20 protein-coding genes are annotated in these 22,322 nt (G+C 44.8%); 15 read left to right on the forward strand and 5 right to left on the reverse strand.

The genetic code is table 11. The features are described 5' to 3' along the window. Positions 1 to 12: 12 nt before the first annotated feature. The 12 genes from BG260_RS08105 (at position 13) to BG260_RS08160 (ending at position 11,322) form a co-directional block, all read left to right on the forward strand. Entirely contained in the window at positions 13 to 477 is a 465-nt protein-coding gene (locus BG260_RS08105; protein ID WP_176719462.1) for an RrF2 family transcriptional regulator, read from the forward strand. 55 nt (positions 478 to 532) lie between these two features. Next, complete coding sequence (locus tag BG260_RS08110; RefSeq protein WP_069131514.1) at positions 533 to 1,003, forward strand: c-type cytochrome; 471 nt, start codon at positions 533 to 535, stop codon at positions 1,001 to 1,003. A gap of 38 nt (positions 1,004 to 1,041) precedes the next feature. Further along, positions 1,042 to 3,021 carry a Sec-dependent nitrous-oxide reductase gene (nosZ, locus tag BG260_RS08115; protein ID WP_069131515.1) on the forward strand — a complete coding sequence of 660 codons (1,980 nt, stop codon included), beginning with the start codon at positions 1,042 to 1,044 and terminating at the stop codon, positions 3,019 to 3,021. Positions 3,022 to 3,191: 170 nt separating this feature from the next. After that, the gene (locus tag BG260_RS08120; RefSeq protein ID WP_069131516.1) at positions 3,192 to 3,764 is read left to right on the forward strand and encodes a hypothetical protein; all 573 of its coding nucleotides are present in this window, start codon (positions 3,192 to 3,194) and stop codon (positions 3,762 to 3,764) included. Positions 3,765 to 3,779: 15 nt separating this feature from the next. Then, complete coding sequence (locus tag BG260_RS08125; RefSeq protein WP_069131518.1) at positions 3,780 to 4,310, forward strand: hypothetical protein; 531 nt, start codon at positions 3,780 to 3,782, stop codon at positions 4,308 to 4,310. 16 nt (positions 4,311 to 4,326) lie between these two features. Beyond that, the gene (locus BG260_RS08130; RefSeq protein WP_069131519.1) at positions 4,327 to 4,812 is read left to right on the forward strand and encodes a nitrous oxide reductase accessory protein NosL; all 486 of its coding nucleotides are present in this window, start codon (positions 4,327 to 4,329) and stop codon (positions 4,810 to 4,812) included. 72 nt (positions 4,813 to 4,884) lie between these two features. Continuing rightward, on the forward strand, positions 4,885 to 6,066 hold the full coding sequence (locus BG260_RS08135; protein ID WP_083750191.1) for a nitrous oxide reductase family maturation protein NosD: 1,182 nt from the start codon (positions 4,885 to 4,887) through the stop codon (positions 6,064 to 6,066). Beyond that, a complete protein-coding gene (locus tag BG260_RS08140; protein WP_069131521.1) occupies positions 6,063 to 6,785 on the forward strand; it encodes an ABC transporter ATP-binding protein in 723 nt (240 codons plus the stop codon). Before BG260_RS08135 ends, BG260_RS08140 begins: the two co-directional genes overlap by 4 nt. Next, positions 6,782 to 7,573: an ABC transporter permease gene (locus BG260_RS08145; protein WP_069131522.1), complete on the forward strand. Its 792-nt coding sequence runs from the start codon at positions 6,782 to 6,784 to the stop codon at positions 7,571 to 7,573. The genes BG260_RS08140 and BG260_RS08145 overlap by 4 nt, the downstream gene beginning before the upstream one ends. An 83-nt stretch (positions 7,574 to 7,656) precedes the next feature. Continuing rightward, positions 7,657 to 9,024: an oxygen-independent coproporphyrinogen III oxidase gene (hemN, locus tag BG260_RS08150; protein ID WP_069131524.1), complete on the forward strand. Its 1,368-nt coding sequence runs from the start codon at positions 7,657 to 7,659 to the stop codon at positions 9,022 to 9,024. An 8-nt stretch (positions 9,025 to 9,032) separates the two neighbouring features. After that, positions 9,033 to 10,082: a COX15/CtaA family protein gene (locus BG260_RS08155; RefSeq protein WP_069131526.1), complete on the forward strand. Its 1,050-nt coding sequence runs from the start codon at positions 9,033 to 9,035 to the stop codon at positions 10,080 to 10,082. A 10-nt stretch (positions 10,083 to 10,092) separates the two neighbouring features. After that, positions 10,093 to 11,322 (forward strand): hypothetical protein, encoded by a 1,230-nt coding sequence (locus BG260_RS08160; RefSeq protein WP_069131528.1) that lies wholly within the window; start codon positions 10,093 to 10,095, stop codon positions 11,320 to 11,322. A gap of 101 nt (positions 11,323 to 11,423) precedes the next feature. On the opposite strand, the gene BG260_RS08165 is transcribed toward BG260_RS08160, so the two are convergent. Then, the gene (locus BG260_RS08165; protein WP_083750183.1) at positions 11,424 to 12,332 is read right to left on the reverse strand and encodes an SMP-30/gluconolactonase/LRE family protein; all 909 of its coding nucleotides are present in this window, start codon (positions 12,330 to 12,332) and stop codon (positions 11,424 to 11,426) included. Between the two features lie 21 nt (positions 12,333 to 12,353). Then, complete coding sequence (locus BG260_RS08170; RefSeq protein ID WP_069131531.1) at positions 12,354 to 14,261, reverse strand: glycerophosphodiester phosphodiesterase family protein; 1,908 nt, start codon at positions 14,259 to 14,261, stop codon at positions 12,354 to 12,356. A 155-nt stretch (positions 14,262 to 14,416) separates the two neighbouring features. Between BG260_RS08170 and BG260_RS13910 the strand changes: the two genes are divergently transcribed. Both BG260_RS13910 and BG260_RS08175 read left to right on the forward strand, forming a co-directional pair. Next, on the forward strand, positions 14,417 to 14,788 hold the full coding sequence (locus BG260_RS13910; protein WP_083750184.1) for a (2Fe-2S) ferredoxin domain-containing protein: 372 nt from the start codon (positions 14,417 to 14,419) through the stop codon (positions 14,786 to 14,788). After that, positions 14,677 to 15,555, forward strand: a complete 879-nt coding sequence (locus tag BG260_RS08175; RefSeq protein ID WP_069131534.1) for a tetratricopeptide repeat protein — start codon at positions 14,677 to 14,679, stop codon at positions 15,553 to 15,555. The genes BG260_RS13910 and BG260_RS08175 overlap by 112 nt, the downstream gene beginning before the upstream one ends. Before the next feature lie 47 nt (positions 15,556 to 15,602). On the opposite strand, the gene BG260_RS08180 is transcribed toward BG260_RS08175, so the two are convergent. The 3 genes from BG260_RS08180 to BG260_RS08190 form a co-directional block, all read right to left on the reverse strand. Next, entirely contained in the window at positions 15,603 to 16,088 is a 486-nt protein-coding gene (locus tag BG260_RS08180; RefSeq protein WP_069131537.1) for a DUF308 domain-containing protein, read from the reverse strand. 198 nt (positions 16,089 to 16,286) lie between these two features. Then, a complete protein-coding gene (locus tag BG260_RS08185; RefSeq protein ID WP_069131539.1) occupies positions 16,287 to 17,621 on the reverse strand; it encodes an aminopeptidase P family protein in 1,335 nt (444 codons plus the stop codon). Positions 17,622 to 17,689: 68 nt separating this feature from the next. Next, positions 17,690 to 18,628, reverse strand: a complete 939-nt coding sequence (locus BG260_RS08190; RefSeq protein ID WP_069131541.1) for a type I restriction enzyme HsdR N-terminal domain-containing protein — start codon at positions 18,626 to 18,628, stop codon at positions 17,690 to 17,692. A 546-nt stretch (positions 18,629 to 19,174) separates the two neighbouring features. Here BG260_RS08190 and BG260_RS08195 point away from each other — a divergent pair. Continuing rightward, a complete protein-coding gene (locus BG260_RS08195) occupies positions 19,175 to 22,321 on the forward strand; it encodes a SusC/RagA family TonB-linked outer membrane protein (RefSeq protein ID WP_083750186.1) in 3,147 nt (1,048 codons plus the stop codon). The last annotated feature ends 1 nt before the right edge of the window (position 22,322 follow it).

The following is a 22,322-nucleotide window of genomic DNA, read 5'->3' on the forward strand; positions in this document are numbered from 1 at the left end:
TAATGGATCATAATGTTGCTCTCAAAATCTTGCATATACGGCCTGCGGGCTTCTCTTTACCTTGCCTCTCAAAAGAGTGAAGGGTACACGCCTATTCGAAAAATGAGTGAAGATCTTGAAATTTCTTTTCATTTTTTGACGAAAATTATGCAACAGCTTACAGCAGATGAACTTTTGGAGTCGTTTAAAGGGCCAAATGGCGGAGTACGTTTGAAAAAATCAGGAGATGAAATTACATTTATGGATATAGTAATGGCCATAGATGGTCCGGCGCTTTTCACAGAATGTGCCCTGGGATTACCGGGTTGCGGTGTAGAAAAACCATGTCCTTTTCATGAGCAGTGGGCAGAGACCCGGGATAATATTAAAGAGATGATGGAAGGCACAACTATAAATGAGCTGGCCATTAAAGGAAAAGAAGAGAACTTACGCTTAACCGCTAAAGGCGGTTTTGAAAAATTCCTGCAACTGGAATAAAAAAATTTCAATCTATTTATGACAAAATACTCTTTTAACATTTACAAATAATACAATGAAATCACTACTAACATTACTTTTTTCAATCACACTCATTTTCACCGCATGCTCCGGAGGCAATTCAGGGCAACAAGCTGACTCCTCAGGCGAACCTGAACAAGAACAGGGGCTCAGTGATTTTGAAATGGAACATGGTATTGGTCCGATCACCGAACGGATTGATATCAGCGATGATATTGATGAAGATCTTCGGGTACGTGGCCAGGAAATTTTTGAGATGAAATGCGAAATGTGCCACAACATGGAAGGAAGAATGGTAGGGCCCGCTTTAGGCGATGTGGCTGAACGAAGAAGCCCTGAATATTTGATGAACATGGTTTTAAATCCGGGAGGGATGGCGAGAAATCACCCTGAGGGACAAAAACTGGTTCAGGAATATATGACAGTAATGCCGTTTCAAAATGTAACCGAAGAAGATGCAAGAGCATTAGTCGAGTATTTGAGAGACTATAGCATGAACAATTAACCAATAACTCCTCTATCAAACAAAAAACAATCAATACTATGAGTAAGAAAAAAAACAATAAGCTTCGAGGGATATTATTTGGGGCAGGATTTGTAGCCTTAGCTGCATTTCTGTTTACGGGATGTCCTTCGGACCAAAGAATGTTGCAAAGCGGAGACGCAGCGCAAAAAGTATATGTAGCTCCGGGAGATCATGATGAATTTTATGGATTCTTTTCCGGTGGATATAGCGGACAGTTGAGTGTTTGGGGATTACCCTCTGCACGTATGCTGAAAGTTATTCCGGTATTTTCACAGGATCCGGAAACAGGTTACGGTTACTCGGAAGAGACAAAGCCTCTTTTTAATACCAGCTATGGATTTATTCCATGGGATGATTCTCACCATCCACACATTTCACAAACTGAAGGTGATTCTGATGGACGTTGGATCTTCATCAATGCGAATAACACACCACGTATTGCAAGAATTGATCTGACAACATTTGAAACCAAAGAGATTCTGGAACTGCCCAATACCGGCGGTAACCACGCATCCTCTTATGTTACATCGAACACTGAGTATGTAATTGGTGCTACCCGATTCAGTATTCCATACGAAAAAGATCTGGATGTGCCGATTAACAGTTACAGTGATGAATTTAGGGGAGCCCTTTCGTTCATTCAGGTGGATCAAGAGACAGGAATGATGGAGATGGATTTCCAGATTGTTGTGCCTCCATACAACTACGACCTGGGAAGAGCTGGTAAAGGCGTATCTGGCGATTGGGTGTTCTTTACTACATACAACACAGAGGAAGCTCACACCATGCTTGAAGTAAATGCGTCGCGTAACGATAAAGATTTTATTGCGGCGGTAAACTGGAAAAAAGCAGCTGAATTGGTGCGTAACGGCCATGGCAAAACTATGGATGCAGAGTACTATCACAACCATTACAATGGCCAGAATCAAGGTGTTGCGGTTTCTGAGGTTAAGAATGAAGTAACGGTTCTCGATACCAGAGAAGTAGATGAGAACTTTATCTACTATCTGCCTACGCCAAAATCTCCGCACGGTGTGGATTTAGATCCAACCGGGGAGTATATCGTAGGTGGCGGTAAGCTGGCTACCGTTATTCCGGTACATTCATTTTCAAATATGCTTGAGGCCATTGAGAACGAAGAGTTTGATGAGTTTATCGATGGGATTCCGGTGCTGAACTATGATGCCACAATTGCCGGTGAAGTGGAAAATCCGGGATTAGGCCCTCTTCATACCGAGTTTGACGGTAAAGGATACGCTTACACATCCGTATACATTTCATCTGAAATTGTAAAATGGTCACTCGATACATTTGAAGTAGTGGACAGAATTGACTCATACTACTCAATTGGTCACTTGATGATTACAGGCGGAGACACCGTTGATCCAGACGCACAATACATGGTTGGTCTGACCAAGACTGCAAAAGATCGATATCTGCCAACCGGGCCTAAGCAGAATCACCCGGCACAGTTATACGATATAAGCGGCGACAAGATGGAGCTACTGCTTGACTTCCCAACCATTGGTGAGCCTCACTACGCACAGGCAATACGTGCAGACAAGATCAAAGATAATGTGAAGCAGATCTATGAAATGGAAGAGAACGATCACCCGAATGCGATTACACGAATAAGTGATAACCGTGTGGAGCGAAACGGTAGGGATGTTCACATCTACATGGGAGCAACACGAAGCCACTTCCGACCCGATAACATCGAGGGTGTGAAAGTTGGTGATACAGTTTATCTGCACCTGACCAATATGGAACAGGAGTGGGATGTAGTTCACGGTATTGCAATTAAAGGCTCTACAAATTCGGAGATACTTGTAGCACCGGGACAAACCAAGACAATTAAATGGGAGCCTACTCGAACGGGAATCTACCCATTCTACTGTACCGCTTTCTGCTCAGCTCTCCACCAGGAGATGCAGGGATATATTCGGGTGTCTGCACCAGATTCAAATGTAGATTTGAAATGGAGTACCAACGAATAACTAAAGAGCCCCTCGTCCCGAGGAATAATCGGGACTTATGATCCATAACCGGGTTCGGTTAGTTACCGGGCCCGGGATCATAAAATGAAAAAGTATTTAGTTGATGACGGGGTTTGGTTCAACAATCAAACCCTATCATGAACTAAACGAAATAATCGGACACAGGGAAAATGAAAAATCAATCAAAAATAATAATGGCGTTGGCGGCCTTATTGCTGATCCCGCTCTATTTTATGCCATTTTGGACCATTGACATGAATGCACCTCAGTACCCGGAGGGAATTGGTATGCATATTCATATTAATGACTTAACCGGCCATAAGAAGCATGACTTAAAAAGTATTAATCAGCTAAATCACTACATTGGGATGAAAGAGATACACAAAGAAGATTTCAAAGAGTTTGAAATTATGCCATGGGTGTTTGGTGGGATGATTGTGCTTGGACTTGCTGCAGCAGCAACCGGAAGTGTAAAATTGGCAATAACCTGGTTGGTTCTGATGGTAATTATAGGAGTGGTGGGTTTTATTGATTTTTATATGTGGGGATATGATTATGGACATAATTTGAATCCGAATGCGGCCATTAAAGTGCCCGGCATGAGCTATCAGCCACCACTTTTCGGATGTAAACAACTTCTAAATATCAACGCGTGTTCCTGGCCCACAACCGGGTCAATATTTATTGGGTTGTCATTTCTGATGGCAGGTTGGGTTACATGGACTGAAAAATTCAAAAAATAAAGACAGTTAAATAAAATGGATCATAAAGCAATAATCACAATTTTTGTGATGGGTTTGATACTGCTGGGGGGCTGTAATCAAGCTTCAGAAAAGAACAACGATGATGTATTCCGATACACCAATTCGGTGGATATCGAGTATGGATCGGATATCTGCAGCTACACGAATGACGTAATAGAAACGGTACGCTACGGTGGTAAAATTACCATGAAAGACGGTACGGTTCACAAATTCATGTCTGCTGAATGTGTGGCCGGGTTTTATCTGGAGATGGATGATAAAGATGAAATCGAAGAGATGGTGATCGTTGATTTTGCACACGGTCAGCAATATTTACCGGTAGAAGATCTCGTCTACCTCAAGAGCAGTTTGCGTCCCAGCCCGAATGGTATGTCACTTACAGCCATTGATAACTCTAATGAGAAAATGAAGGATTACATCTATGATGCTTATCCCGGTGAATTCCACACATGGGAAGAGGTGCTTGCGATGGTTAGCAGCGAATGGAGCATCAACTACGACGAAATGAAAGCGTCTGTTAACTAATAAATTTGAGGTGAAGATGAGGGGCGGATCAAAAATTAAACTGATCGTTTTTTCAGCACTTATTCTAATAGGTTGTGAGCCAAAACCACAGCCCATTAACTACGGCAGCGACGAGTGCGCTTACTGCAGGATGATGATTACCGATGCTGAGTTTGGATCACAGATTGTGAACAATCAGGGCAGGGCTTACAAGTTTGATTCTGTGGAGTGTATGGCCGCGTACGATCTGACGGAAGACGGAGAAAACGTTCACTCCAAATGGGTACCCAACTTTTTGGACCGGGAAGAGTGGCTGAATGCAGAGGACGCTGTTTACCTGCACAGTGAGACACTGCGAAGTCCTATGGGTTTATTTCTTTCTGCCTATCGTGACAGATCATCTGCTGAGGAGATGAGGGAAGAGTATGGCGGAGAAATTGTAGATTACGAATCGGTAAAAGAAATTGTTGAAAGAGAATGGCTGTCAAATGGATCAGGCGGCCAACAAATGATGAACCGGTAAACGGATCATAGTGGGGGAAGTATGATTAAAGTAGTGTTTACATTTTTGCTTTTGCTATCAGCACAATCTGTTATGGCTCAAATAATAGTCAGTCCGGACGGGGGGATTCGTTCAATTAAAGAAGCTGTGGAATTAGCAGAGCCCGGTGCACATATTCAAGTACAACCCGGAACCTATGTTGAGCATAACATCGGCATTGATAAACCCTTAACGCTGGAGGGGATCGACTACCCGGTTATTGATGGAAATAACGAGGGGTACATATTGGTCATCAATTCAGACAGTGTAACCGTAAAGGGCTTTGAGATAAAAAGAACCGGCCGAAGTTATGTGCGAGACTATGCAGCCATTATGATTGAAGGCGCAAAAGATTTTATCATTGAAGACAACCGCCTTGAGGATGTATTCTTTGGTATATATTTGGCACAAACGGAGCGGGGAGTTGTCAGGAACAATCGCGTGGAAGCTTTCGATACGCGTGAAGCATCATCCGGAAACGGAATTCATCTCTGGGATGTGAAAAACCCCCAAATTATAGAGAATGAAGTGCTGGGAATGCGCGACGGAATCTACTTAGAGTTTGTGGATAATGCCGAGATCTATGGCAACATCAGCAACGATAATAACCGCTATGGACTGCACTACATGTTCTCTGACGGTGGCAGGTACTACGACAACATTTTCCGCAGAAACGGTGCGGGTGTCGCCGTCATGTACTCCGATAATGTGGATATGATGAACAACCTGTTTGAGCACAATTGGGGTACAGCCGCGTACGGTCTGCTTCTAAAGGATATCAATTACAGTAAAATTGAGGGAAACAGATTCTACAGGAATACGGTGGCTATTTATTCTGAGGGGACTAATGAAGTACACATTCACGCCAATGACATTGAGTTGAACGGATGGGCAGTGAATATTAAATCGAACAGTGCACGAAATCGGTTTACGGAGAATAATTTTATTGAGAACAGTTTTGATGTCCGGACCGACAGTCCGCGAAATAACAATGAATTTGTGGGGAACTACTGGAGTCAATACGAGGGGTATGACCTGGACAGAGACGGAATTGGCGATGTGCCTTATCGCCCCGTGAGCCTGTTTTCCATGGTGATAACAAAGCAGCCGGAATCGCTGATACTGCTCAGAAGTATGTTTATTAAACTTCTGGATACTGCAGAACGAATTGCACCGGTGCTGACTCCCAAAACCCTGTATGACGAACAACCAAAAATGGATCGAATAAGACGATGATTGAAATAGAAGATGTTAAAAAATCGTTTGGCGACCTGAACGTTTTGAAAGGGATGAGCTTAACGGTTCCAAAAGGTCAGGCTACGGGAATTGTGGGACCCAACGGTGCCGGAAAAACAACATTGATTAAAACGATATTGGGGCTGGTGAAGTCCGATTCAGGCCTGATAAAAGTTAACGGTGAGCCGCTGGACAATGATGGCCGATACCGAAAAGATATCGGCTATATGCCGCAGGTGGCGCGTTACCCGGAGAACATGAAGGTTTACGAACTGTTTGAATTCATCAAAGGGCTGAGAGATCAGGAGCCGGTATATGAACAGGAGTTAATCGATCAATTTACGTTAAGGCCCGAGCTGGAGAAATCTCTCAGGAATCTATCCGGCGGTAACCGGCAGAAAGTGGGAGCCACACTGGCCATGATGTTCAATCCCGATCTGCTCTTTTTTGATGAACCGACCGCCGGGCTCGATCCGCGTTCAAGCCATAAGTTTAAAAAACGTGTGGAGATGGAGAAAGAAAACAGAAAAACCGTGATTATTACTTCCCATATTATGAGTGAGCTGGAGCAGCTGGTGGATCACGTCGTATTTATCCTGGATGGAAGAATTCGATACTACGGCTCAATGGAGAATTTGCTACAGGAGAGTAATGAAACCCGGCTTGAAGCAGCGATCGCCAGTATGATGGACGATGACCCGCAGGAGGTGGCCGCATGAGTTTATTAATGCATATCATTAAGAATGAATGGAAATCTCTGCTTCGCGGAAAATGGGTGATCGGGTATGGATTAATTTTTCTGATTCTGACAGATACATTGTTGCGATTTGGGGGCGGAGGCGCAGAAACACTTCTCAGCCTCAGCAACGTGATGCTACTTTTTGTACCTCTTGTAGGCATGATTTACGGAATTCTGTATATCTACCAGTCGCGCGAGTTTGTCGAACTTTTGCTCACGCAGCCGATCAATCGGAGAGTTCTCTACTGGGGACTCTTTCTGGGAATTTCCACTCCGCTTATGGCCGCATTTATTGTGGGGTCGATGTTGCCGCTTGGCTGGCACGGAATTCTGATGATTGACGGAATGGCATCCGCAATGGTACTCGGGCTTGGCGGAGTTCTAACACTTATTTTTGCGGCACTCGGTTTTGTATTCGGGCTGATGTTCTATGAGGACAAAATCAAAGGCTTTGGCTTTACCATCGTCGTCTGGCTCTTTTTGGCAATTCTATACGACGGACTCGTGCTGATGCTCGTTTTCCTGTTTGGTAACTATCCGCTGGAGAATTTTGTAATTGCCGTTTCCATGCTCAACCCAATCGACCTGGCGCGTATCATGGTAATGCTCGAATTTGATGTCTCGGCGCTAATGGGATATACCGGCGCTGTATTCAACCGATTTTTTGGCACAACACTCGGAATTACAACAGCCAGCGTAATGCTTCTGGTCTGGCTTGCCGTTCCTACTTGGATCGGGCTCAACGTTTTTAGAAAGAAAGATTTTTAGAGAGGCGCAACGCGAGTATTCCCCAAGTCTTCATATTGAATGATGATCTTGGGGAACTCAGCCTTAAAACATGTTTGGTGTTTATGCAGACAGATAGAGAACTGATTCAAAAATACAATGTGCCCGGTCCGCGCTACACGAGCTACCCGACCGCTGTGCAATTTCAAGAGATTGATAACCCGGCCAACGTAGTTCATACGCTTAAAAAGAGAAACAGCGAACCGCGAAATGTCTCGCTCTATTTTCATGTACCGTTCTGTTTTTCTTTATGCTGGTATTGTGGTTGTACAAAAATCATCACCAAAAATACCGATCGGGGTGACGTATACATCGATTACCTTGTCAAGGAGATGGATTTAGTGAAAGAGCAGTTCCATCCTCAATCAAAGGTGATTCAGCTCCACATGGGAGGGGGTACACCGACATTTCTGAAACCGGATCAGCTGCGAAGGCTTGGTTCAGAGATCAAAAAAAGATTTACGTACCATCCGGAGATTGAGTTTAGTGTGGAGATCGACCCGAGAACCTGCTCAAAAGAGCATGTGGGGGCCCTGGCCGAAATTGGAGTGAACCGTGCGTCACTCGGCGTGCAGGATACCAACGAAGAGGTTCAGAAAGCCATTCATCGAATCCAGCCTTTTGAGCAGACAGAGCAGGTGACCCGCTGGTTACGCGAAGCGTGGATAAATTCCATCAATTTTGATCTGATTTATGGGCTGCCAAAACAGACACTGGAGACGTTTCAACAAACGCTGAGGGATGTTCAAACGCTACACCCCGATCGCCTGGCGGTTTACAGCTACGCACATCTTCCTAACCTGATGCCGTCTCAAAAACTGCTGAACGAGGATGAGTTCCCATCACCGGACGAAAAACTGTCGATGTTGATGCTGGCAATCAACACGCTTGAGAATGACGGCTACCGGTATATCGGAATGGATCACTTTTCGAAAGAGGGTGATGAGCTAACCAAAGCACTGGAAGAGGGTACTCTTCAGCGAAACTTTCAGGGATACAGCACACACGCCAATACCGATATGTATGCGCTGGGAATGTCGGGAATTTCGATGGTCGACTCAATCTACTATCAGAATACGAAAGATCTGGACGCCTACTACACCGAATTGGATGATGGCAGTTTGCCGGTGGTGAAACAGATGATGCTGCGTGAAGATGACCGTATCAGGCGTGACTGGATCTCCCGGCTGATGTGTAAACCGAACGTTCATTTTACTGATTTTGAACAGAGGTGGGGAGTAGATCCTAAAGAGTATTTTGCAAATGAGTGGAACCGGCTTGATGAGCTGGAAGAAGACGAACTGATAATCGTACTGGATAATCAAATTCAAATAACAACACGCGGCCGCCTGTTTTTGAGAAATATTGCAATGGTTTTTGATGCATATCTCTCGCCCGATAAACAGACGCAGCGTTACTCAAAAACGGTGTAATCATAGTTATGAAGGAGATCGGCGAAAAAGATAAAAAGTGGCTCAGGGTGTGGTTTATCAGCGGGGCCGTTCTGGTAACATTGATATTAATTGTGGGCGGTATTACGCGCCTGACCGGATCGGGGCTTTCCATGACCGATTGGAAGCCGATTATGGGGTCAATCCCGCCAATTACCGAAGCGCAGTGGGAGGAAGCGTTTGATCAGTACAAACAGTTTCCTGAGTATCAGCAGATCAATCGCGGGATGAGTCTTGGCGAATTCCAGTTCATATTTTTCTGGGAATATCTCCATAGAATGCTGGGCCGTTTGATTGGGATTGTATTTCTGGTTCCCTTTATCTATTTCGTTGCAAAGAAAAAGCTAAATACCAAATGGCTGAAACGATCGGTCTGGCTTCTCATATTAGGGGGCTCGCAGGGGTTGATGGGCTGGTATATGGTTCAAAGCGGATTGGTGGACCTTCCGTATGTTAGCCCATACCGTTTGACAGCACACCTTCTTCTTGCATTCACCATATTTGCATTCTGTGTATGGTATGCCGCAGATCTCACAAAATTTAAACGCGAAATGGAGCCGCGTAAAACAGAGCTGAGCCGATGGCTCTACATTCTGTTTGGGGTGATTGTTGTTCAGGTTGCCTGGGGGGCGCTGGTTGCGGGACTCGATGCCGGTCACGTTTACAACACGTTTCCCAAAATGTATCAATATTGGATACCGCCTGAGGTGATGGCACTGGAGCCGTGGTATCAGAATTTTACAGAAAACTCATCGATGGTGCAGTTTATTCATCGTGCGCTGGCTACGGCCATCGGGCTGATGGCCATCGGTTATTGGGTTCGGCTGTTTATGGTTCGAAGCAGCAAGTCCGCGAAGTTGTGGGGCGGTGTCATTTTCGCCCTTGTATTGATCCAATACACCCTCGGCGTGTTTACGCTGATCACCCATGTTCAGATTGCACTCGGTGTTCTGCATCAGTTTGTTGCACTGCTGCTGGTAGGTGCTATGCTGGTTGCCATTTATAGCATTAAACAGAACCGGGCTCAGCCGGCACTTTAATCGTGTTGTGATGGAGAATAGAGAGAAATTTCTGCGGAATATCTGGCTCTGGAGCCTTCTCTTTTTTCTGCTTGCCGCTCTCACAGGCTTAGCCTATCGATGGGGGCTTTTTACGGGTGATTCATTCAACCTGCGGCTTTCCAATATCCGTCACGCCCACTCCCACCTGATGTTCTTCAACTGGGTGACCCCGGTTCCAATGGGGTTTATTGCCTTTCAATTCTCAAAAAGTGTACCGGAATTACTCCGTCCTATGAAGTGGAGCATCGGTACAATCATGGCAATTGGGTTTTTGTCTTACCCCTTCTTTCTTCTCTACGGATATCACCCTGTTCCGGTGGGCTCTGCAGAGTTGCCTTTTTCAGTGATGCTGTCAGGCCTGGTTATGATTGGCTGGTATTGGTTCGGATGGCTCTATCTGAAATACAGAAATAGAGTGGAGAAAACCCTTTCCCTGATTTTTTTTGATGGAGCCTTGGTGATGCTGGTAGTCAGCTCAATGGGAGCGTGGGGTGTTGCTGTTGCTCAATTTGGAAATATCGATAACAACCTTATTTCCGGTGCCCTGACACACTTTTTCCTGACTACATTTACAGAAGGATGGTGCATTCTCACTGCTTTGGGTGTAATATATTATTTTGTTGAAGGTGATATTGAAGTGCCGTTTGACCGTAACTGGCTGATCGCGCCGATAGTGCTGGGCGCCCCGCTCATGTTCCCATTTGGGTTGAATGTGGAACTTTTAAATGAGTCCCTGCTATGGACTGCTAAAGCAGGATCGCTATTAGTGGCTATGGGGCTTGGAGTCAATTTTTGGTTTTTGATCCGCGCACTTTCGAAAAAAGTTAGTCCCGTTTGGATGTTCGTATTTGCCTTGCTGGCCATAAAAGTCATGGTTCAGTTAGCTGCGGTGTTTTTACCGGCAACACTCTGGTTGGGTCAGCACGGCCTTCGGGTGTTTTATCTGCACCTTCTGCTGCTTGGTTTTGTCAGTACGCTCTACTTCGTGGCAATACACTCGGTTTTCCTTAAAAGCCCAAAAATCGGCTTATATCTATTTGTCGGATCAGTTTTGCTTCTTCTCTCTACGCTTGTTCTAATTAGCGGATTGTGGCCCATGGCCTGGCAGCCGGTAAATGTGTACTTCTGGGTAACTGTTGGAGCGGCTCTGCCCTCACTTGCGGTTTTGGTTGAACTTGTTCTGATGTACTCCCGGAGTGATCTCCAACAGATCGAGTAAAGCCAATAAAAAATCCCCGCCTTTTGAGAGGAGGGGATTTAGAAGAAGCTGATTTTTCAAATTGAAATCTACGCCCAATTTGTTGATCGTATCAGTGAACCTTACTGACCGGAGACGTTCGTTTCAACTCTGTAGACCGAATTTGGAGCCGTAACATACAACTCACTGTTACTTTCACCGCCCCAGGCCAGATTCGTGATTCGTTCATCAAACTCCAATAACTGAATACGGTTTCCTTCAACATCAAATACGGATAGTCCACCCGGCCCGGTTGAGTAGAGGCGTCCGTCAGAGTCCGTTTTCATTCCGTCGGCTGCACCGCTATCATCGCGCTCTCCCACAGATGCAAAAAGTGTTTGGTTTGATACGGATCCACTCTGGTCCAGATCAAACCGGATGATACGGCCGCTTGCAGAATCGTTGACATACAGATGCGACTCATCGGGTGAAAGTGCAATTCCATTTGGATAGTTAAACTCATCAAAAAGAAGAGTGAGTTCGCCGTTGGGGTCTAACCTGTACACGCCGCTGAAGTCCAGCTCGCGATCTTCATCTGAAACACCAAATGGCGGATCGGTAAAAAAGATCGCTCCGTTTGAGTGGACCACCAGATCGTTCGGGCTGTTCAGTCGCATTCCGTTAAACTGATCGGCCAAAGGGTTGATGGACATGTCATCCCCGACTTCTGAAACTCTTCCTTCATGCTGGGCAAGAACTATGTTGCCATCCGGTGTGATGGAAATTCCGTTGGAGTTTCCACTTGGTTCGAGATAGACCTCCGCTTCTGCATCCCCCGGGGCCCAACGGTAGATACGGTTGGCAGGAATATCGCTGAATAGGAGAAATCCATTCGGATGCCAAAACGGTCCTTCTGTAAATTGAAATCCTTCGGCGATTGCTTCAGGCGTACTAAGTTCAAGGCTAAATTCATCGCCCTCAGAACATGAGCTAAAAATGAACAGGAGTGACGAAATCGTTAGAAGTACGGCATTTTTTGTGAGTGCTTTCATCGTGTAGAGGTTTTGTTTGGGTTAAAAAGTTGAGTCGAGATCGTCGTCTTCAGAAATAGGATCAATAATTAAGAATCCGAACCGAAGTAGCAGACGTTCCGCGCCGGTGAGCTGTAAGAACTCATCAATAACGGCGGAAGCCAATTCGGGTTCATCGGTTATGAGTCCTGAAATTCGTTTTTCAAGCATAGAAACCATATTTCCTGCGCTGTTTACCGTCCAGGCATATACCTGCTGATCGCGGTTCGTATAGTTTTGCACCATTTGTGAAGTTACACTTTGCTGGCTTATTGCTAAAAAGTCCATCGGGACCCGGCTGAGATCTCCGGCTGTTACGGCAGATACATAACCGACCGGGATGTCGGGGGCAATTCTGCGGACCTGACGAACCGCCTCCGCTGAGAGCGACATGAGGAGTACCTGGTTTTCCATTTCAAGTTCTCGAATGTGCCGAATGGTCTCTTCCGCAAGATCTTCTCTAAAGCCATAATATTTCAGCTCAATCATCAACCCAAGCCGTCCTTTTGCCTGAAGCATATATTCCCTCAAGGTTGGTACAACCAGAAGGGAGTCGGCAAACTCTTTTTCTGTACGGAGACGTATATTTTGAACATCAGAATAGGGGGTGTTGGCGATCCGGGCGGTTCTGCCGGCCACTCTCATGAAATCTGCATCGTGAACTACAATGGCGGTTCCGTCGGATGTAAGCTGAACATCAATTTCTGCATAGTCGGCATTTGCAGCAATGGACTCTTCAAGACCGGCAAGGCTGTTTTCGGGTGCCCCGCCTGCAATGGCCCGATGGGCAATAACCTCAGGATTGTAATGATCTGTGGGCGGCCCATAAGTCATAAACACGCTGGCGCTGATGCTGCCTGCAACCATAATGAAAAGAGCCGGAGCCAGATATTTTGGCGAAGAAAATTTTCGCAGAGTTTTTACTGTCTTTTGTGTCAGCTTAATGATGCCCGGCGCCTCTACAGAGTAGGTTCCCCGAATATAGATGAAGTAAAATTTGGTGATGATGGTTGAAATAAGCGAAAAACCGATAAATGATATAATGGCAGAAATAGTAAATGAAAGGATTAGGTAGAGCCCGGCTGATGCAGCTATCAATCTCAGGGATTCTCCAGTTTCTACCAGCCAATGACTGAATTTGCTAAACCCATATAGGAGGGTGGCATCCACGGTAAGACGGATGAATATCCAAAATAAAATCGCTGTGCTCACCGATTTTATAAAAACAAGCATTTTATTGAAGGGCAATGACCATGACTCTTTAAGCGCCTCTTTCAAAGATCGGCGGCCATCGAGATATGAGGGGAGTGCCGGCAGTGAAAATCCGATCAGAATGAGGAGTCCAATGCCCCAGAAAAGTGTCAAAATTCCACTGTAAATAAGTGCAGAATACCACTCAGGAGGAGTTATGGTAAGATAGTAATTGATGTCATACTCTGTGAGATAGCGTTGATAAATTATCCAAATGCCAACCAGAAATGGAGTGAGCGCAGTGATGGAGAGCCCGATCGTGATTGCGCACAATTTTATGAGAATGTGAATACGCTGGGCTATGTGGACGGCTATGGTTGTAACCGAAACTCTTTCGCGCCGCAAATCGTCTGTAATAATCTGAAACAGGCCGGCGTATCGGATGGTCACCCCGGTTAAAGTGATCAACAGAATGGAGAAGAGGTATAAAAATCCGCCCGGAGTGAGGATCCACTGAATTAATTCGTCATTACCGACCGGCAATCGATCACCCCGAAAAACTCCCCAGTGGATCATGGCAATAAAAACCGGAGCCAGGATGGCTGTAAAAAGGGCATAAACGGTCAGAGTCCAGCCGGCCATGGGTTTCCAAAGCATCACCAGTGTGCGCCACGAGCTTCGGAATGTGTTTGTAAAAAACAGTCGGGTAAATCGGTTCATACGTAAGACTAAATGATTCTAACCGCTTGAGTGTTCATTAAATAACATCAATGTTCTTGAAATCTGAAAAAAATGTCTGATTTTAGGGCGAATAAAAAAACCGGTCACGATTAAATCTATGCCGGAGAAATTAAATTGCCGATGCGAACAGAGTGATGGATAAAAGTTTAAAACGACTAAAGAATAAAGCGGATGAACTGCATATCGATAAAATAAAGAGACATATCTTTCTATGTGCAGATCAAACGAATCCGAAGTGTTGCATGCACGATGTGGGTTTGAGGTCCTGGAGTTATTTGAAAATGCGCCTGAGGGAGCTCAACCTTGATGGTGAGGGCGGTGTATTCCGGACAAAAGCGAACTGCCTGAGAATTTGCAAACGCGGGCCTGTTGCTGTTGTCTACCCCGAAGGAACGTGGTACCACTCCTGTACGCCGGAAGTTCTGGAAAGAATTATTCAGGAGCATTTAATAGGTGGCGAGCCTGTGCAGGAATATGTAATTACCCAACAACCATTAGAGTTATAAATGATGAAATTTTTAATAGCCGGGTTTCTACAACATTTCTGACAATAGGTTTTGTATCAACGTCATCAGCTGCAGACCCGGATGAGCTGATCAAGCAGGCCGAAGAACTGTTCGACGAGGGTGATGAGGAGGCCGCCCTGGAGGTATATTTGGAAGTGCTCGAGGAGGACTCCGAAAACTACAAAGCGTTATGGAATGCAAGCCTGATCTATTCGAGACTTGGCTACCTGATGGATGGTAATGAAGATAAACAGGAGGAGTACTACGAGCGAGCAATGGAGCTTGCCGAAAAAACCATTGAAGCGCATCCCGATGAGGGTCACGGATACTATGTGATGGCTGTTGCCAAAGGTCGATGGAGCGAGCTTCAGGACAATGAAACCCGGGTGGAAACTTCACATGAAATTAAAGAGAACATAGAGAAGGCAGCTGAGCGAATTCCGGATTATGCACCGCTGTGGCATCTCTACGGGGTGTTTCATTCGGATGTTTCCGACATTTCCGGGGCAGAAAAGTTTGCCGCGAATTTGATATCAGAGGGTGTTCCGGACGCCAGCGAAGAAAAAGCCGAGGAGTATTTGAAAAGGGCGATCGACATGATGCCGGAGAGCATTCTTTTCCGGCTGGATCTGGCCAAGCACTACCTGAAAGTGGATGATGAAGAGCGTGCAAGAGTGATACTGAAAGAGATTTCTGAGATGGGTGTGGAGCTGCCAAATGAGGGACAGCTCAAGGAAGAGGCCGAAGAGCTATTGGAAGATATGTAGTAAAAAACTCCGCGCACCCCGCGCCTCTGCGGTAAAGGCCGTATTTATTAATGCACGATCACATCCGGGCTGTTGCCATCATCTCGATCGTGATTTCGATTCTGAAAAAGCCTGATCAGGTTCGAGATTCCATATAGCAGCATAAAAGCAGCGATAAAGTAGGCCACCGAATCGGGGTTCATTAGAATGAGCACGGCGATGATAAGGGTTAAAAATCCCATTATGGCAAATTGAAAGCCCATGAGCATGATCAATCCGAAAAACCCGAGAAAAAGGGCAAACGTGTAGGGAATCAACTCCGGGAAGATGAAGATCAAAGCGCCCGCAACGATTGGAAATCCGACGATGAAAGCCGGAATCCGAGCGTACATAAACATCAAGCCCAGGGCAACCAGGTAACCGCCCGCAATCAGGTAGAGAAAATTCGGGTAGATAAGAACAAGCGCCCCGGTTACCAGCGCCAAAAGCGCAGTTAAAACCTGCCGTTCTCTCGATTTCTGCGGTGTGGAAGATATTTGAAAGTGAAATTGCATGGGTTGGATGGGTTGGATTGAGGCCCCCGTCAGACCGCTTCGCGCGGTCAGACGGATATATAATCAATAAATTTTATTTAAACAATGATCAGGTATTGTCTGCATTGAAAATTCATATCAACAGGATATTTATGTTTACTAACTAGTTATTATAACCACCCACCAGACCGCGTGTAGCGGTCTGGCGGAAACACACAATTACTTCATCACCTCCTCAATCTCCTTGATCTCCTTCGGCACATCGGTCATATTTTCGTAACCGTCTTCGGTGATAATGAGGTTGTCTTCGATGCGGATACCGCCAAAGTCCATCAGTGCTTCTATTTTATCAGCATTCAGGTATTTGGCCTGATCTGCATTTTCGAGAGCCGGTTTTAGCAGGGCCGGAATGAAGTAAATTCCCGGTTCGATGGTAATTACCATTCCCGGCATCAGTTCGCGGCGCACTCGTAAAAATTTGATTCCGGGTCGGTCGATGCGTTCCACCCCTTTGGGATAACCGCCCACGTCGTGAGTGTCGAGGCCGAGGAAGTGGCCGAGCCCGTGTGGAAAGAAGAGAGCAAAGATGTTGTTCTCCATCATCTCATCAATATCGCCCTTTACAACCCCGATCTCCTTCAATCCATGGAGGATGATTCGGCAGGCTCCCAGGTGCAGGTCCTCCATCTTTACACCGGGTTTCACATTCTCGATACTCTTGTTCAGGGCATCCAGCACAATCTGATAAATTACTGCCTGGTCGCCCGAAAACCGACCATTTGCCGGGTAGGTTCGGGTCACGTCCGAAGCATATCCTTCACACTCATAACCGGCATCGATCAGGTAAAAGTCTCCATCGTTAATCTGCTGATTGTTGTCCACATAGTGCAGAATGGCGCTGTTGGTCCCGCCGGCGTGAATTCCGGTATAGGCCGGCTGCAGCAGCCCGTGCTTTTTCTGATGGTAGTCGAAGATCGCTTTTGCCTCATACTCATACATCCCCGGCTTGATCGACTTCATCACCTCAAGGTGCGCGATGTTGTTTACATGTGCAGCCTCTCGCATTCGTGTTAATTCGTAATCTGTTTTGATACACCGGCAGTAGGTGATGGCATCCTGAAGGGTATCGGTCTCTACGGTAAAATCGCGGTTCAGATCTTCCACAAACTCGGCCTGTTCCTCATCCAGGCAGTAGATGACTGATGGTTTTAGTTTTTTCATCACCGATAAAATGTCGTTGGTGTAGTGGAGGTGGTCTGGCTGATACTCCTCCTGAATTTGATCCCTGCTCTTAATCTTGCCATGCCAAACGGCAAACTGGGCATCCCGTTTAGGGGCGAACAGATGATACTCACCGCTCTTAATGTCTAAAACCGCATGATATTCCGGTTCGTTTACGCCGGTCAGATACCAGAAATTACTCTCCTGGCGGAACGGAAATTCAAAGTCGGTTCCGTAGCGGTACATAATTTCCGCTCCTTTCAGATAGATCAATCCATCCTGGTTATCATCAAATAGTGAGAGCAGTTTTTCGCGATGCAGTTTTGTGGACATGGTTGTATGAGTCAGGTTAACGTTTTTTGAGTGATGAATTCTTTCTCTAAATGTACAGTTTCGGCATATTAAACGAAAAACCTCATCAGGTAGTGGGGCAGCTGTTCGATTACCTTTGGGCTGAATCCATGTTTAAATAGCGGCAGATGTTGGGCGGCGTCCAGTGTACGATGATTACCATTCATGAGAAGTTCTGCGGAGTCAGCCTGTTGGTCTGAAAGTTTTCCGAGGTTAACAGATAGAATTCCACGGTTTCTCCCCTTGTCATTTAAAATTGCCGTGAGGTGTGAGCTGCCGGATTCAGTACCCATAAAAGAGATGGCCAGCTTTTGATCACGGTCAACAACCGGAACACGATAGTATTGATTCAGTCTGAAATCTAAAAACAAGCCCGGGAAGTCCAGATAATTAACGGGCCAGTCAATCTCCTCACTCCAGAAGTGTGTGATTGATTGTTGAAGAATGTTTTTTGGGTCTCCGGCAAAACGACCGGCACAAAATCCCCGATGCTCCCAATAGGTAATATCCCGGTTTAGCTCCTGGAGCGGTGTTGTAATCTCAAGCGGAAAGTCAGGATTGTCATGCGATTCGATCGCTTTTACAGAGCCGTTCTCAACCCGATACCAAAAATCGCTGACGCCGTTCGTCAGGCAGATATACGAGGCTCCAATGGCCTGATTGTAACGGGCGGTCTGTTCTGCAACGGTACTGTTTAGTTTTACAGATTCTGCCTTGCACTCAATCAGAATGTTGGGTTTCATTGCCTTGTTGTAGAGAATCAAATCAGCACGCAGGGCATTCTCTTCCTGAGGAAGCTTAACCGGCGCTTCAAACCCTATTCGGGATTTAGGCCAATCGGTTTGAAGCAGTAGAAACTCCACCCATTTGAGCCTGACGCGCTCCTCCGGCCTGATTTTAAAACGTTTTTTCAGAACAGGGTTAAAGAGCTGTTTTTTATCGCCGGCGGACCGGATGATGGGGAAGTGATTTTTTGAGAAACTGATCATGACTAAAAATAATAAAGAATAGTCGTTAAAAAGATTTGTAATTAAAGATTGAATGTGTGAGCTTATGTGTATGAAATTTTACGGAAATATCTTACTCATGCATACTCGTCGCCGTCGCTGCCTTTTGGGCATGTGACATAGGTGTGTTATAGATTTGACCATTTTCACAAGCCCGTCTGAACGTAATGTTGAGATGGGCTTTTTTTGTTTGTGGGAGTGTAGAATCTATTTATAAAGCAGGTTGTCTTGAATGTTTTGGCCTAATCAGAGCATTCAATGTGTGAATTCTTAATTTCATGATACTTCTGCAAGTCCATGGAAAACAGTTGTTAGTTACAGGGATCTTTGCGGAATTTTAATCAAAAGCGGGTTAAGATCGCAGTATAGATTGATTTTAGGCTGAAGTCATGCTATGTAAGGCAATGCTATTTTGAGTTGGGTATTATCGTGATTTTTAAATTGTTCTCAATCTTTATGCTCGTAAACTGAAGTAAAAAGTGTTTGCTCAAAATGGGTGAATTGAGAATGAACCATTGACAATAAGGTGTGTTTGGGTGGCTCAATCTTGCCAAAACTCAAGTAATCTTATCTAAACCAAAACCGAAAAATAAAGAGGCTTATATGCTTAAAAGGATACTTTCTATGATTGGCTCGGCTTTGTTTGTGGCTGTTTTCAGCTCGGCAGCCGTTGCGCAATATACAGTTGAAGGTACGGTATCTGACCAGAGTGACGGTTCCCCGCTGCCGGGTGCAACCGTTATGCTTGTCGATACGAATTACGGTGCAGCAACAGATGCTGACGGATATTTTGAGTTTACAAATGTTCCGGAGGGGAATTATCAAATTCGGGTTACGTATGTAGGGTACACTACTTTAAATAGACAAATAAGTGTTAATAATAATTTGAATTTGACTTTAGAGATGACTTCAGACCAACAATTACTATCAGAGGTAGTTGTTGTTGGTTATGGTGTGCAAACCAGAAGTGATTTGACCGGTTCTGTTTCAAGTATAAACTCTGAAGAAATAGCAAACCAACCAGTTGCAAGTTTGGATGCCGCTTTGCAAGGAAGGTCTTCAGGTGTTTTTGTAAGTAGTCCATCTGGTACCCCCGGAGCTGGGATGACGATGAATATACGTGGTCAAACCTCCTTATCTGCGAGCAGTGAACCTCTTTATGTAATAGATGGCGTACCAATTATTTCTGAGGATTTATCGGGATTGTTCTCAGGCGGTCAGGCTACGAACTCGCTTGCTGATCTTAATCCAAACGACATTGAATCAATTGAAATATTGAAAGATGCTTCGGCTACGGCGATTTATGGATCACGTGGCGCAAATGGAGTTGTACTTATTACAACTAAAAGAGGTGTGAGTGGTCAGTCAAGAATTGGATTTAATATGTACACCGGCTTTCAGAGTATAACTAATGAAATTGATATGCACAGTTCGCAGGAATTCCTAGAGTTAATGAACGATGCTGCTAGGCAAGACAACCGAGATCTTGGTACCAACTACTCCGATACTCATGTATCAGATATTTGGGGTTATGATCCAAATGATCCTAATTTACAAAATACTCGATGGTATGATGAAATTTTTAGAACAGCTCCGATAAATAATTATGAATTGACGGCTTCAGGAGGAACAGACAATGCCAGATATTTTACATCTTTCTCATATTTTGATCAAGAAGGAGTTCAGCTTGGAACCGGATTCGAAAGAGTTAGTGGGCGCATAAACCTTGATGCCAAAGTTACAGATTGGCTAGATTTTGGAACCAATATCACGGTAAACAGAACTATACAAAACCGAACTATTAATGATAATTCACTTTATGGAGTGGTTATTAATGCACTTGCTGGTGATCCATTAATGCCTGTGTACGAAGATGATGGTTCATACGCAGACCCATTCAATTACTTCGGTTGGTGGATGCTCGATAATCCGGTTTTAATTGCAAATGAGTACTCTCGCTTTACAAATACGGTTAGAGGAATCGGTACGGTATTTGGTGAAGCGAGCTTGGCAGAAGGCCTCTCGTTGAGAACTTCACTCTCAATAGATTATACGAACCTTGAAGATGAAGCATATACTCCTATTATTTCAAGAGAATCGGCAAATGCTCAAAGAAATGGATTCGGTAACTATGGAACAACACAAGATTTTACATGGTTAATCGAGAACTATCTCTCTTATGTGAATACATTTGCAGACCAGCACAATGTAAACGCTGTAGTTGGTACTTCGTTTCAGGCTTCTAACAGGGAGTTTTCCTCAATCAATGCTCAAGGGTTTCCAAGTGATCAGTTCACTAAACTTTCAGTAGCTGCCCAGGTAACCTCAGCGTCAACTTCCGGTTCAAGCTGGGGACTTGCTTCCTATTTCTTTAGAGGTAATTACTCATTTGATAACCGTTACCTGTTCACAACTACCGGCCGGGTTGATGGCTCATCACGGTTTGGTGATAACTTCAGATATGGATTTTTTCCTTCAGCATCTGTGGCGTGGCGAATGACGAATGAATACTTCATGGAAAACCAAGACCTATTCTCCGAACTGAAGCCAAGAGTAAGTTACGGTATCACGGGTAACCAGGAAGGAATTGGAAACTTCGCCTCGCGAGGCCTGTTTGGAGTATCAGACTATCGTGCAACCCCAACACTTGTACCAACGCAATTAAGTAATGCCAACCTGACTTGGGAAAGTACTCGTCAATTAGACGTTGGTGTTGACGTGGGAATGTTTGAAGACAGGTTAACTTTCAGTGCTGATTATTTCATAAAGACCACTGAGGATCTGTTATTAAACAGGCTGGTTCCAGGTATTTCAGGCTTTTCAAGTGTAACCGATAACATCGGTAAAGTTGAGAATAAAGGGTTTGAATTTGATGTGCGCGGTGTCGTTCTATCACGTAGAGACTTCTCATGGAGTTCAAGTTTCAACATTTCGTTTATTCGAAATACAGTTCTTGAGCTTGAGGTAAACAATCAGGTTCTGAACGATTCACACATTCTTTCAGAAGGTCAGCCTATCGGAACATTCCATTTAATCGATCACAGGGGTGTTGATCCACAAACAGGTAATATGCTTTGGATTGATGAAAACGAAGACGGAGTAATTGACTCCGGTGACAGAAGAACTGTTGGAAATGCACAGCCTGACTTTTTTGGAGGATGGAGCAACTCATTTGCTTATAAAGGTTTTGATCTAAATATGCTTTTTCAGTTTACATATGGAAATGAAATATTTAACCACAGTAGAGCTTCTTATGAAAACCTAGGTTGGGATCGCCTTGAAATTCCAGCAATTTTCCCTTTACCAGATGGTAATAACCATCGGCTTGCAGACAAAAGATGGATGGAGCCGGGTGATCAAACCGATATACCAAGAGCCTCATTGACGAATATTAACTGGAGGGAATATTCTTCTAGATGGTTAGAGGATGGATCTTATTTGAGATTAAAGACTGTGACTCTAGGGTATAATTTTTCACCAAACTTTACCGACAGAATTGGTATGAGAATGTTTAGAGTGTACATGCAGGCGCAAAACCTGTTAACATTTACAAATTATACAGGTCTCGATCCGGAAGTAAACCAAAATGCCAGAAACCCGCTCGTTGCCGGTTCTGATTTTGGAACGCACCCACAAGTGCGCACGATCTCTTTTGGAATTAATGTTGAATTTTAAA

Origin of the sequence: Rhodohalobacter halophilus (assembly GCF_001715195.1) — a bacterium.
GTDB classification, from domain to species: Bacteria; Bacteroidota; Rhodothermia; order Balneolales; family Balneolaceae; genus Rhodohalobacter; species Rhodohalobacter halophilus.

What these genes read in the sequence shown, in the direction of transcription:
- hemN (WP_069131524.1), top strand. Translation starts at nt 7,657, where the DNA reads ATGCAGACAGATAGAGAACTGATTCAAAAATACAATGTGCCCGGTCCG.
- BG260_RS13910 (WP_083750184.1), top strand. Translation starts at nt 14,417, where the DNA reads ATGGATAAAAGTTTAAAACGACTAAAGAATAAAGCGGATGAACTGCAT.
- BG260_RS08130 (WP_069131519.1), top strand. Translation starts at nt 4,327, where the DNA reads ATGAGGGGCGGATCAAAAATTAAACTGATCGTTTTTTCAGCACTTATT.
- BG260_RS08135 (WP_083750191.1), top strand. Translation starts at nt 4,885, where the DNA reads ATGGCTCAAATAATAGTCAGTCCGGACGGGGGGATTCGTTCAATTAAA.
- nosZ (WP_069131515.1), top strand. Translation starts at nt 1,042, where the DNA reads ATGAGTAAGAAAAAAAACAATAAGCTTCGAGGGATATTATTTGGGGCA.
- BG260_RS08110 (WP_069131514.1), top strand. Translation starts at nt 533, where the DNA reads ATGAAATCACTACTAACATTACTTTTTTCAATCACACTCATTTTCACC.
- BG260_RS08180 (WP_069131537.1), bottom strand. Translation starts at nt 16,088, where the DNA reads ATGCAATTTCACTTTCAAATATCTTCCACACCGCAGAAATCGAGAGAA.
- BG260_RS08145 (WP_069131522.1), top strand. Translation starts at nt 6,782, where the DNA reads ATGAGTTTATTAATGCATATCATTAAGAATGAATGGAAATCTCTGCTT.
- BG260_RS08170 (WP_069131531.1), bottom strand. Translation starts at nt 14,261, where the DNA reads ATGAACCGATTTACCCGACTGTTTTTTACAAACACATTCCGAAGCTCG.
- BG260_RS08185 (WP_069131539.1), bottom strand. Translation starts at nt 17,621, where the DNA reads ATGTCCACAAAACTGCATCGCGAAAAACTGCTCTCACTATTTGATGAT.
- BG260_RS08125 (WP_069131518.1), top strand. Translation starts at nt 3,780, where the DNA reads ATGGATCATAAAGCAATAATCACAATTTTTGTGATGGGTTTGATACTG.
- BG260_RS08190 (WP_069131541.1), bottom strand. Translation starts at nt 18,628, where the DNA reads ATGATCAGTTTCTCAAAAAATCACTTCCCCATCATCCGGTCCGCCGGC.
- BG260_RS08155 (WP_069131526.1), top strand. Translation starts at nt 9,033, where the DNA reads ATGAAGGAGATCGGCGAAAAAGATAAAAAGTGGCTCAGGGTGTGGTTT.
- BG260_RS08165 (WP_083750183.1), bottom strand. Translation starts at nt 12,332, where the DNA reads ATGAAAGCACTCACAAAAAATGCCGTACTTCTAACGATTTCGTCACTC.
- BG260_RS08160 (WP_069131528.1), top strand. Translation starts at nt 10,093, where the DNA reads ATGGAGAATAGAGAGAAATTTCTGCGGAATATCTGGCTCTGGAGCCTT.
- BG260_RS08120 (WP_069131516.1), top strand. Translation starts at nt 3,192, where the DNA reads ATGAAAAATCAATCAAAAATAATAATGGCGTTGGCGGCCTTATTGCTG.
- BG260_RS08140 (WP_069131521.1), top strand. Translation starts at nt 6,063, where the DNA reads ATGATTGAAATAGAAGATGTTAAAAAATCGTTTGGCGACCTGAACGTT.
- BG260_RS08105 (WP_176719462.1), top strand. Translation starts at nt 13, where the DNA reads ATGTTGCTCTCAAAATCTTGCATATACGGCCTGCGGGCTTCTCTTTAC.